The sequence below is a fragment of the Dyadobacter luticola genome (genome assembly GCF_005860805.1).
Lineage (GTDB): Bacteria > Bacteroidota > Bacteroidia > Cytophagales > Spirosomataceae > Dyadobacter > Dyadobacter luticola.
Map to the genome: position 1 here is coordinate 2,003,210 of NZ_VCEJ01000004.1, position 11,694 is coordinate 2,014,903.

General features: G+C 47.9%; 12 protein-coding genes. 7 read left to right on the top strand and 5 right to left on the bottom strand.

The genetic code is table 11. The features are described 5' to 3' along the window. Nucleotides 1–185: 185 nt before the first annotated feature. A complete protein-coding gene (gene metE / locus FEN17_RS19035) occupies nucleotides 186–2,480 on the top strand; it encodes a 5-methyltetrahydropteroyltriglutamate--homocysteine S-methyltransferase (RefSeq protein WP_138366891.1) in 2,295 nt (764 codons plus the stop codon). Nucleotides 2,481–2,488: 8 nt separating this feature from the next. Here the strand turns inward: metE and FEN17_RS19040 are convergent, their stop codons facing one another. After that, nucleotides 2,489–2,701: a hypothetical protein gene (locus FEN17_RS19040; RefSeq protein WP_138366892.1), complete on the bottom strand. Its 213-nt coding sequence runs from the start codon at nucleotides 2,699–2,701 to the stop codon at nucleotides 2,489–2,491. Between the two features lie 155 nt (nucleotides 2,702–2,856). Here FEN17_RS19040 and FEN17_RS19045 point away from each other — a divergent pair, with 155 nt between their 5' ends. After that, nucleotides 2,857–3,972: a BT3233 family polysaccharide utilization protein gene (locus FEN17_RS19045; RefSeq protein ID WP_138366893.1), complete on the top strand. Its 1,116-nt coding sequence runs from the start codon at nucleotides 2,857–2,859 to the stop codon at nucleotides 3,970–3,972. On the opposite strand, the gene FEN17_RS19050 is transcribed toward FEN17_RS19045, so the two are convergent. Further along, nucleotides 3,973–5,010: a hypothetical protein gene (locus FEN17_RS19050; protein ID WP_138366894.1), complete on the bottom strand. Its 1,038-nt coding sequence runs from the start codon at nucleotides 5,008–5,010 to the stop codon at nucleotides 3,973–3,975. 196 nt (nucleotides 5,011–5,206) lie between these two features. On the opposite strand from FEN17_RS19050, the gene FEN17_RS19055 reads away from it, so the two are divergent. From FEN17_RS19055 to FEN17_RS19065, 3 genes are all read left to right on the top strand, one after another. Beyond that, nucleotides 5,207–6,157: a hypothetical protein gene (locus FEN17_RS19055; RefSeq protein ID WP_138366895.1), complete on the top strand. Its 951-nt coding sequence runs from the start codon at nucleotides 5,207–5,209 to the stop codon at nucleotides 6,155–6,157. Nucleotides 6,158–6,223: 66 nt separating this feature from the next. Continuing rightward, a complete protein-coding gene (locus tag FEN17_RS19060; RefSeq protein WP_138366896.1) occupies nucleotides 6,224–6,811 on the top strand; it encodes an RNA polymerase sigma factor in 588 nt (195 codons plus the stop codon). Continuing rightward, on the top strand, nucleotides 6,798–8,030 hold the full coding sequence (locus FEN17_RS19065; protein WP_138366897.1) for a hypothetical protein: 1,233 nt from the start codon (nucleotides 6,798–6,800) through the stop codon (nucleotides 8,028–8,030). Before FEN17_RS19060 ends, FEN17_RS19065 begins: the two co-directional genes overlap by 14 nt. A gap of 76 nt (nucleotides 8,031–8,106) precedes the next feature. Here FEN17_RS19065 and FEN17_RS19070 read toward each other — a convergent pair whose 3' ends face one another. After that, complete coding sequence (locus FEN17_RS19070) at nucleotides 8,107–8,691, bottom strand: WD40 repeat domain-containing protein (protein WP_138366898.1); 585 nt, start codon at nucleotides 8,689–8,691, stop codon at nucleotides 8,107–8,109. 68 nt (nucleotides 8,692–8,759) lie between these two features. Beyond that, nucleotides 8,760–9,521, bottom strand: a complete 762-nt coding sequence (gene map / locus FEN17_RS19075; RefSeq protein ID WP_138366899.1) for a type I methionyl aminopeptidase — start codon at nucleotides 9,519–9,521, stop codon at nucleotides 8,760–8,762. A gap of 109 nt (nucleotides 9,522–9,630) precedes the next feature. Between map and FEN17_RS19080 the strand changes: the two genes are divergently transcribed. After that, nucleotides 9,631–10,887, top strand: coding sequence for a hypothetical protein (locus FEN17_RS19080; RefSeq protein WP_138366900.1), 1,257 nt, complete (start codon nucleotides 9,631–9,633; stop codon nucleotides 10,885–10,887). A 29-nt stretch (nucleotides 10,888–10,916) separates the two neighbouring features. Then, entirely contained in the window at nucleotides 10,917–11,348 is a 432-nt protein-coding gene (locus FEN17_RS19085) for a hypothetical protein (protein WP_138366901.1), read from the top strand. Between the two features lie 39 nt (nucleotides 11,349–11,387). On the opposite strand, the gene FEN17_RS27520 is transcribed toward FEN17_RS19085, so the two are convergent. Next, nucleotides 11,388–11,694 (bottom strand): hypothetical protein (locus FEN17_RS27520; protein WP_205748174.1); only part of this gene is annotated, 307 nt, incomplete at its 5' end.

Consider the following 11,694-nt stretch of genomic DNA (forward strand, 5'->3'; position numbering starts at 1 on the left):
AACCGCCCGAAAATTCATCTGTTTTTCAATGTCTGCAAATATTCAAACCGATAAAAAATCTGGTTAATTAGGTTAATTTTCCATCATATATCTCCATTTTGAAACATTTGTAGAGAATAAATTTACCGTTTATAGTTTTGCCCAGATAATTCATCCTTTGACTTTTTTACAAAACAAACAAGGAAATGTTAACACAAAATCTGGGCTATCCGCGGATTGGCGGGCAACGACAACTTAAAAAAGCTTCTGAACAATTTTGGGCAGGAAAGATCAATGCAACTGACTTACACGAGGTTGCACAGAAAATCAGGGAAGAAAACTGGCAGACGCAGCTCGAAGCCGGCATTGACCTCATCCCCTGCAATGATTTCAGCTACTACGATCAGACTTTGGATACCAGCATTCTACTCGGCGCGGTGCCGCAGCGTTACGAGGCAGTGCAGGCGCAGTCGGACGATGAGCTGGACCTGTATTTTGCGATGGCGCGAGGCTACCAGAAAAACGGGCTGGACATTACGGCCATGGAAATGACCAAGTGGCTGGATACCAACTACCACTACATTGTGCCGGAGTTTAAAGCGGACCAGGAATTCCGCATGTCGGGCGAGAAAATTTTCAATGAATTCAAGATAGCGAAGCAGACGCTGGGCCAAAAAGCGAAGCCGGTGATCCTCGGGCCGGTGAGTTATTTGTTATTGGGCAAAGAAAAAGAAGAAGGTTTTGAGCGCGCCGACCTGATCAAAAACCTGGTACCGGTTTACATTGAAATATTCAACCGCCTGGCCGCACTCGGAGCAAAATGGATCCAGCTCGACGAGCCGACCCTGGCACTTGATTTGACCAAAAAGGAAAAAGAAGCATTTGAATATGCCTACCGCAGCATTGCGGAGCAGGTTACCGGGGTGAAATTGCTCGTAGCCACCTATTTCGAGGCATTGCTGGACAATACGCAACTCGCTGTAAACTTGTCTGTACAAGCATTGCACATTGACTTGGTGCGTGCCCCGGAGCAGCTGGACGAGGTGTTGGCCCTGATCCCTGACCAGCTTATACTTTCCCTTGGCGTCGTGGACGGACGGAATGTCTGGAAAAATGACTACGAAAAATCGCTCAGCCTGATCAACAAAGCAGTTGAAAAACTAGGTGCTGATCGCGTGATCCTGGCGCCGTCGTGCTCACTGCTGCATAGTCCGATTGACCTGGAACTGGAAACGGAAATAGATCCGGAGATCAGAAACTGGATGGCTTTTGCGAAACAGAAATTGCATGAGGTGAAAGAATTGAAGCAAATTTTTGAGGGGAATAATGCTTTACTGGAAGCCAACAAAGCCGCGCTGGCGAGCAGACGTGCTTCGCAGAAAGTACACAAGCAGGTTGTAAAAGATCGGGTTAGCAGCATTACCGACGCTGATTCCACGCGTACGAGTGCTTTTCCGATACGCCAGGAAATCCAGCGCGAGCGCTTTAATCTGCCCGCTTTCCCCACCACGACCATCGGCTCTTTTCCGCAAACGGATGATATCCGCCAGCTGCGTGCAAAGTTCAAAAAAGGCGATCTGACGATTGAGCAATATGAAAAATCGATCGAAGCAGCGACGATCGAATCGATACGCTGGCAGGAAGAAATCGGGCTCGATGTGCTGGTGCATGGCGAGTTTGAGCGGAATGATATGGTGGAGTATTTCGGCGAGCAGCTCGACGGATTTTTGTTTACAAAAAACGGCTGGGTGCAAAGTTACGGCTCACGCTGCGTGAAGCCGCCGGTGATTTACGGCGATATCAGTCGCCCGAAAGATATGACGGTGCGGTGGAGCACATTCGCAGCGGCGCAAACCGACAAGCCGATGAAGGGTATGCTCACTGGCCCGGTCACGATCCTGCAATGGTCCTTTGTGCGCGACGACCAGCCGCGTGATGTGACGACCAATCAGATTGCTTTGGCGATCCATGACGAGGTACTGGCTTTGGAAAAAGCAAACATTGGCATCATCCAGATCGACGAGGCGGCGATCCGGGAAGGTTTGCCGCTAAGGAAATCGAAACGTGCACATTACCTCGCCTGGGCGGTGCGGGCTTTCAGGATCACGGCCAGCGGCGTGCAGGACCGTACGCAAATCCATACCCACATGTGTTACAGCGAGTTTAATGACATTATCGAGCACATTGCGGCGATGGATGCCGATGTAATCACGATTGAAACATCGCGCTCGCAAATGGAATTGTTGCAGGCCTTCGCACATTTTGAATATCCGAACGAGATCGGGCCGGGTGTGTACGACATTCACTCTCCGCGCGTACCGACGACGGAGGAAATGACCTCGCTGCTCAAAAAAGCGGCCGGACTTCTGCCTGCACAAAATCTTTGGGTAAACCCCGACTGCGGCCTCAAAACCCGCAAGTGGCCCGAGACCAAAGCTGCCCTGGAAAACATGGTAGCCGCAGCACAGCAGGCACGGGAAGAAATTGGGATTGAAGCTTAGTTGAAAAACTAGCAGCCAAATTCATCCACATCCACAAACACCTCGTGTGTTTCACCGACGCCGGCGATCTGATATGCACTGATAATACTGTCGGCGAGCATATTCAGGTCGCCGCTTCTGTCATTCAGGCTCAGCAGAATTTGCTGGTCTTTGGTTTCTTCGTATTCGGTCCGCAGGTCAATAATTTCTTTGACGCGAACAGCAAGGCTGTATAATGTCATAACCTCGGTCATTAAACTTTTACAAAGCAAGCAACTTAGCGGGAGTTACAGCGATCCAAAAAGTCGATTTGAGGGATTATAATAAAAATCTAATTTGACCCGCGCAGCAAACCGCGCATTCCTATCTTTACTTTTAACACAAGCCAAAGGATAGCATGAGAATGACGATGATTTTGCTGATTAATTTGCTTCTGACCGCACAGCTTTTTGCGCAATCGGGCATTGAGCTGTACAATCCTGGCGAGCGGGCAGTGACTGAAACCGTCATAGAAATTCCCTGGAAAACGGTTTTGAAAGCATATCCAAAAATTGATACGACGCAGTTGCAAGTTTTGTCAGGAGGTGAGAATATTCCCTATCAGCTTGAAAGGCAGGGCAAAAGCAATGTTCAGAATCTTTTAGTCCAGCTTTCTATCGAGGCAAAAAAGTCGGTTACCATCACATTTAAAAAAGCAAAACCAGCGCCCGTCGTCCCGAAAGCTTTCTGTCGGTTTGTACCTGAGCGGTTTGATGATTTTGCCTGGGAAAATGACCGGATTGCATTCCGGATTTATGGGGCGGCATTAAATGGTAGGGCGGACAATGCCTACGGGACCGATATCTGGGCCAAGCGTACTTCGGACCTGGTTTTGGATAAATGGTACAAGCAAAATGATTACCACAAAGACCATGGCGAAGGACTGGATTATTACCAGGTTGGACTAACATTGGGCGCGGGCGATATCGGTGTGTTTTTGAAAGATTCCATCCAGTTTATCCACAATTACCGCAGCTACGAAATCCTCGATAACGGCCCGCTCCGCGCCACATTTCGCGTAAACTTTGATCCCCATACGTTTAACGGAACCACGGTTCACGAGGAGCGGACTGTTTCCCTTGACGCCGGTTCACAGCTCAGCAAAGTGCAGGTAAGGATGCAGCATTCATTCAAAAACAAGCTGCCGGTCGTAGTCGGCATTACGTTGCGCGCTGAAAAAAGTTCGCTGCTGCTGGATGAAACCGCGGGCGTGCTGGGATACTGGGAGCCTCGTCACGGTGATGATGGTACGCTCGGTATCGGATGCGTTTTTCCAACATTACCTAGGTCAATGTTTGAAAAATATGCCCACGGGCTGGCGCGGCTGGACGTAGCCTCCGGCGAAACACTTACTTACTATACCGGAGGCGCCTGGGACAAGGCAGGCAGGATCAGCAGCAGCGGGGCGTGGTTTGATTACCTGAAAATGTTCGCGCAGCAGGTGAAAAGCCCGATCGCGATCAAGGTTAAATGATTAGTAATTGGAATTATAAAACGAATAAATCAGCTTCTTGTCCGCACTAAACCTCAGGTACCAGAACTCGTTTTTATTGTTGTTCAACTGCAATTCATAACATTTAACATCTTCGTATTCATTGCGGTAGCTGCGCTCGAAATTGAGAAAATTGTCCAGATTGAAACCCAGGAAGTGCGATGATCCGGCCAGTACATCGCGGAAGTAAGAAATTTCCTGCGTCGTCAGGTTTGGTGCCCAGAGTGCCGGCGTACCATTAAAATCCTGCTCAAATTTTTTCAGCCGGTTAAAAGATGCCACCCAGTTCACTTTTGAGTCCGCGTTGAAGGAAATAGTCAGATGGGTCGTTCCAAAATAGTTGACGCTCACCTCGTACGCATTGGTCCCGTCGGGCATTACCAGCACCCGGCAATCGCTGAAAGTCAGCTCGTTGTTTTTGATGATGAAGTTCCTGCTGGCCTCATTCAGGTTGGTCAATGTGTTGATGAATGTGGGGTTAGGCTTGTTTCTTTGCGCGATAAATTGCTGGACGCCCTCCGGCAGGTCCGCAGTGTTTTTGGTGTAATAATCTTTTTCAAAAGGGTTGAGGTAGACGGCATAGGGCGTAAACCGGGCGACATATTTGAAACCATTCAACAAATAATCGGCTACATCAGCCTCGCCTCCGTTGGCAATGGTGACGGTCCGGTAATTACTCAGGACACCGCCTTTGATCGACAATTTCTGAACCCGCTCAACGACCGATTCCGGCACCTCTTCCCCGGACATCCGGCTGGATTGCAAAATGTTCGACTGGCTCGAAATGACCGAATAATCCTTCTCACCCATCCGGAAAGAAACTTCGTACACCTTGTCTTTTTCCAGCTCTCTGGCATTTTTCAACTCGCCGGCCGTGGGATAGGCTTTGTATATCAGCTCCTTTACAGTCTGCGGGATTTCGATAGTCGGCTCGGGAAGGGGCGGATCGGGCGTGACATTTGTTTTTTTACAGCCTTGCAAAATCAAAAAGCCCAGGGCCAGTATTGAAAAAAATCTCATTGTTTCAGGGGTTGTTGTGACGATTGATCCTTAGACCGGTACTTTCGCACACGGCGTTGCCTGACCAAATAAAGCGGATACGAATTTATACTTTTAAAAAAATCGAAATCAGGCAACGTTATTTGCCAACTATCCGGTCTGCTTACCACGGCATACTTCCGGAATGCCTTACACCACCCAGTTTTTATCAAGAAAAATGAATTCAAAACGTTTATCCCCGCTCCTCACCGCCGCTATTTTATGGCTGTTGGTCGGGTGCAACAAGGTTTACGACATTCAGGAGCCGGACACGGAAACGGTTCCCGAGGCAACAATCACGGCAATTAAAACGGCTTATCCCGACGCGGGGAATTTTCTATTTAAAACATTATTAAAGGACAAACTCTGGAAAGCAGGATTTGAAAGTAACGCCAGCAAATTCGAAACACAGGTCAGTCCCATCGCCATCGTAGCGGATGTTTACAAAGAATCGAATAACATTACATTATATAAATCGCTGACAGACAAGCTGAAAGTAAAGGGCGGGACGATTTCCGGTTTGCAGCTCATGGAAAAATCCACCGACAGCACAGCGAGAATGAAGTATGTGCTCGACGGAAAATCGTACCTCCTGAACTATTATATCCTGAACGATTGGCACATTGTAAAATTAATCGCGGGTTTTCCGGCAGAAAGCTACTCCCTGCAACCCGCAGACCTGCCGGCCAGTACAGTAGCATTTTGTGCCGATAATTCTATACCGCTGGCAGACAGTAAGATAACCGTCAATGTGAATGCGGAGGGCAAGAAAGTTTATTTTATCCAGCCGCAGTCGCAGCTCTATCCGGTGATTTTCAATGATGCCGGGGAGCTGATCTGGATCGCCAAAAATTCGGATGGTACCCAGCTCGTCAACAAGCCGAACAATGAGGTTGGCGACGCCACATTGCTTGCCAATGTTACTGCGGGCTACGAAGATTTCACCACGCCGACCGAAGTAGCATTTGAATCGCAGTTCAACGGTTTGAAAAGTGTGCGGTACGTTTTCCAGAAACAATCTGGCGTAGCAGGTACCAAAAGTTTCATCAACGAGCTGCGTGAAGTTTTTGTCAATGCCACATCCGGAGAGATCATTTATGACCAATATTCATCCTATGTTTTCAAATAGTTTGTTGATTGAAGTTGTCCAGACAGCCCGCAACTAAAACAGCCTCCTGTTTCGACAAATTTTCGAATGGCCTTATTTAAGTCAAAAAAGCATCACTGGGAATTAACCGAACTGGTGGAGGCCTGTCAAAAACAGGATTCACGGGCGCAGGTGGCATTCTACGACCGCTATAAAAGCAAGCTGCTGGGCGTCTGTCTCCGGTATGCGCGCACGGTGGCCGAGGCGGAGGATATTTTTCAGGAAGGGATTTTAAAGATTTTTACCAAAATAAAAGACATTCAGAACCCGCAAACGATTGACAGCTGGGTAAAAACGATCATGATCCGTCACGCGATCGACTACTATAATCAGGTGACGCGGAAGGAAACATTAAGCAGTAACCTGGAAGATTCGAAGATGGACTGGGAGAGCGGCGATCATTTGACACTGCCCGGAAAATTGGATGTAAATGTACTTTTAGAAACGATTAACGAACTGCCCGACGGGTACCGGATCGTGATTAACCTGCATTTTGTGGACGGTTATAAACATTCGGAAATTGCTGATTTGCTGGGTATTAAGGAAGCTTCGTCCCGCTCCCAATTGTCGAAGGGGCGCAATCTTCTTATTAAAAAGTTAGAACAAAAAGGAATCACACAACATGAACTCTTATGAAGATGAATTGAACGATGCCATTCAAAAGGCACTCCAAAATTCGCTGGGAAATTTGGAGAAAATGCCTGAGGCGTCGGTTGATAAGAAAATATACAAGGCGCTCCGCAGCAAGTCCCGGAAACCGCGTCCGCTGATTTTGCTGTCGGCGGTTGGGTTACTTATGATGCTGGGTTTCGGGATTTACAGTTTATCGGGACATGAGGTGTTTTCTAAAAATAAAAATCATCACGCGGTCACCAGCAAAAAGCCGGTTACCAAACTTAAAACGGTGACTGATGCGGAGAATAAAACCGTAAAAAATCGGGAAGCTTCTACTGTCAATACGGTTTTAAATGTGACCAAAACCGATCAGAAAAAGAAAAATTTGAATACTATACCCACTATCTATTTACCGTATCAACTTCCGCCACCTGATGAACACAGGACGGTTTTTGACGTTGAAAAGCCTGTCAATCCTCTCTTTACCAGTAACGTAGTGCCGATTCCGGTTGCCATGCGGCTTCCGGAAATCGGCATTGCGGACAGTACGCCGGATTCAGCAGCAGCGGCGGTCGTGGCAGAAGAAGAAACCAAATCGGTCTGGGAAAAACTGGACATTCCGAAAATCGACCCGGTGAAATCTAAATCCTACGCCTGGCTTTTCAATGTGGTTGCGACCCATACTTTTCAGAGCATTTACCTGCTGCCCAGTGCACAATCGCGTATTTTGAAGGTTTCTTTTCCCAACTCGGTAGGAAACCTTGGGTATAAATTTAGCGCGGGGGTCCAGGCTGGCGGGTTCCAGGTGTTGCTGAATTACAGCCACCTGCGCTGGAAAGCCGAATATGTTTTTGCGGTAGACGAATTCAAGGCCGACGAATATGCTTCTAAAAAATACGTTTTCGAGCGACTGGGCGTGGCGCAAACCGTGGCTAACAAGCTGGATATCATAGGAGTGGGAGTGAACAAGCAGCTCAATTTCAAAAGCCGGCACCTGGGTCGGACATTCGGGCAATTTGGGTTTGCCTACGCCCGTCCTTTGCAGGCGGGCAGCCAAAATTTTCTTTCCGGAAATATCTCCGCCGGTAAGAAAATAATGCTCAACGCCAAAACCGACCTGACGATCGGGCCGTATTTCGAATACCATTTTATGAAAGTCCAAACCGACCAGCCCAGCATCAAAGCGCGGCCCAATCAGCTCGGGTTATCCGTTGGCCTGCGGTTGAATGGCACGCGGTAGGGGGCATTTTAATGTCTTTGAATTATTGGATGATTGACATTGATTGGAAGAAGAAGCCGGTGGCTGTGTTAGAATTCTAAAACGGCTCCACATGCCACTTCATCACACCGCCAAATGTCCCGGTCGCGATCGTCTTGCCATCCGGTGAAATGGCGATTGCGTCTGGGGTTTCGTTTCTCAGTTTGAGTGGATAATCCTTGAACGCGCCATCTTCCAGGTTCCAGACGCGGACAGCGCCGAAGATCCCCGCGGCGACCCATTTTCCATCTGGGAAGAAATAGGTTTTGCCGGGTGTATCATTTCTTAATTTCGTTGGATAATCTTTGTATTCCTTCGAATTCAGTTCCCAAACGCGGACTGCGCCCCAGATGCCTGCTGCAATGCGGGAGCCGTCGGGCGAAAAACTGACATTTTTGGGCGTCTCGTTTTTCATTTTGGCCGGGTAATCTTTGTAATGGTCCGAAGACATTTCCCACACGCGCACGCCGCCCCACACGCCAGCCGCAATGAGATTGCCGTCAGCGGAAAAGACAACCGAAGTGGGCGTTTCATTGATCAGCTTGGCAGGCAATGTTGGCCGCGTCATTTTGCAGGACGACAGCAATAAAGTCGCCGCAACGATAAAAAAGAGGTAATTTTTGAATGTTGTGAAGTTCAGCATGAGCGCGTGGGTTTGGTTTTTAAGTCAGACATTCAGGACGCGGAAGTCAACTACGTCCGAATTTCTTTTCACCCAAAAATCTCGTTCATTTTCGTCAGAATAATCGGCGCATTGTCCGTAACAACAATCGTATGCTCATGCTGCGCCATAAAACCACCATTATTTCCAACCATCGTCCAGCCGTCTTTCAGCTCGGTTGCGTAAGATGAAGTAGTTGAAATGAATGTTTCGATGGCGACGACAGAATTTTTCTTGAAACGCCGCTGATCGGCTTTATTTCGGAAATTCATGAGCTCGTTGGGCTGCTCGTGCAGTCCCCGGCCGATGCCGTGGCCGCCCAGATTTCGGATCACTTTGAAGCCCCGTTTTTTCGCCTCCGATTCCATCAGGTAACCGGTATCGGAGATTTTGACACCTCCTTTGATATTTTGAAGCGTTTTCATCAGGATTTCCTTCGAAGCATTCACAAGTTTCTGATGACGGTGAATGTCTTCTCCCAGCACAAACGAACCACCATTATCTGCCCAAAAACCATTCAATTCAGCCGAAACATCGATATTGATCAGATCGCCTTCCTTTAATTTCCGCGAAGAAGGGATCCCGTGGCAAAATTCCTGATTAACGCTGATGCACGTCCAGCCCGGAAAACCGTAAGTCGCATTCGGGGCCGATTTCGCGCCAAAGCCAGCCAATATCTTGGCGCCAAATTCGTCCAACTCCTTGGTAGTCATGCCCGGCTGGGCGTAATCCGTCATTTGTTTCAAGGTATAAGCCACCGCCTCGCTGGCATTTTGCATGCCTTCCAGATCCGATTCTTTTGTAATAGACATAACTGAGTAGGATGTTGAATAATAATATTTTTAACCCTATACAACCATTTTTTGTTCGGCCTGCCTCTTTTTGGCGTGCAGGGTTACTCCATTCAAAAACTTGTCAGACATGACAGCTGCAATCCAATTTCGTTTGCTAATTGTGCTGCTTTTTCTGTCCGTCGCTTCGGCTTACGGGCAGGACGGAACGCACATTACATTCTCGGAAGAGCAGGATACGTCGGCAGTCAGTCAGCGGTTTATTGATCAGTATGAGGCGGTTTTTATGACCAAAATCCCGACGCGCCACATGTTCAAATATGGCTCCGCAATCTCACCCGTCAATGGAATTTTCCTGCGTCCGGGGCGGATCGGGGTGCTTACTGCCGAGGCTGGCTACGAGTTTAAAGTGACGCCGGCATTTTCTTTGGGCGCCAATTTTAACATTACCAATAAAACCCCCGGTAACCCGCAAAGCCTCAATACTTACGCCGCGAATGTGCAGGCACGCTGGTATTTTGATATGAACAAAAGGATCAGGGCAGGGAAAAACGCGAACAATTTCAGCGGAAACTTTCTTGCATTTTCATGGAATAATAGCGTCAGGCAAGCCACCGAGGTACTTTCGCTGCGAAGTGTAGGACTGCTTTTCGGCGTACAGCGGCGGTTGTTCAATGATGGCCGGATTGAGTTTACGGTCGGGCTGGATTATCAGAAGTATCAAAATAATTACTTTTTGAATGAGCCAGGTCTGGCGCTGCAAGAAGTGAAAGACGTAGCATTATCAACCCACATCAGCCTCGGCGGCGCGTTTGGAGACTGGAAAAGAACTTCCAATCCACCATTTTGCGAGATTTTGCGCTGTGACGAGGAGTTAAACCAACAGTGGAAAATCCAGTGGCCGGGCATTTATCTTTCTTCCAAAATCAAAAAAGCAAATCTGGCATTTGGTTACGAGCGAAAAATCGAGGAATCGCCGCTGTCGGTGAATGTGCAGGTCAATGTCGATTATCGGAACAACCATCTGCTCCCGACGACGGTTTATCCAACTTTCAAAGACCGCGTTTCCCAGGTGCAACCTTCGCTGGAAATCCGGTATTATTTTTTGCAAAAATATATGGCGAGAAGAGGCCTGGGCGGCAATAACCTGTCGGGCATCTATGTCGGGCCGCTGGCAGAATATATCAATTTTGACTCTGAGCTTGGACTGGAAAAAGCTTTTTTCAAACACTTGGGCGCCGGTGCTGTTTTAGGTTTTCAAAAAACACTTTTCCGGCGAGTGTATTTTGACATTTACGGTTCATGGAGCTGGAACACTTTGAAAACCGGCCCGACCGCGAAATCGGGGCAGGGTACTGTGAGACTGGGCCTGGGATGGGCGATTTAAATTTAGTTTTTACCAAAAAATAGAATAAAATGAAGTCTGGAAAATTTAGCGGCCTGTTTCTGATTCTGCTTTCGATTGTTTTTTCATGCCATGACAGCGAACTCAAACCCTATGGTTGCGAGGCCCCATCCCTCATCACCGCCGACCAAAGTTGCAACACAGGTCAGGGTTTAAAACTGACGGCTACGGTAGCAAACAAGTCCCTAAGTCTGGACTGGACGGTAATTGCCGTCAAAGATTCCGCAGCAAAAGGCTGGTCTGGCAACGACCGGACGATCGAAGAAACCACCGCGACCCAGTCCTACACCGTCCCCGACAGCCTCACCCAGAAATACAAAACGCTGATCGTCCGCGCCACAGCAATATGTCCTGCCGGCAATATGCTCTATTCCAAATACTACCGGCTCATCCAGGTAAAATCCACGACGGGTAATTGTATTGTTTGGAGTGCTGTTGATTGAGGTAGGGATGGGATGATGGCATACATTCCGTGCAAAAGATCAAAGTTCCGGATTTTTCGAAACCGCTATCCTATCAGGAATTTCATAAAATGACTGCACGATGAGTTGATGATGCGGATGTGCATCCTTGATGAATATTGATATATAACCCTGATCTTCGACCTGCAAATCATACTTGGAGATTTTACAACCCAACATTGAAATAACTTTGTAAAAACATGTAAGTATCCCTAAACCACAGACAGTTTGAAATTGGAGAATATCACTTAATTTTAAACTGATGAAAAAAACCAAGTTCAGCGAGACGCAGATTGTTTCGATCCTTAAGCAACAGGAAGGGGGCATC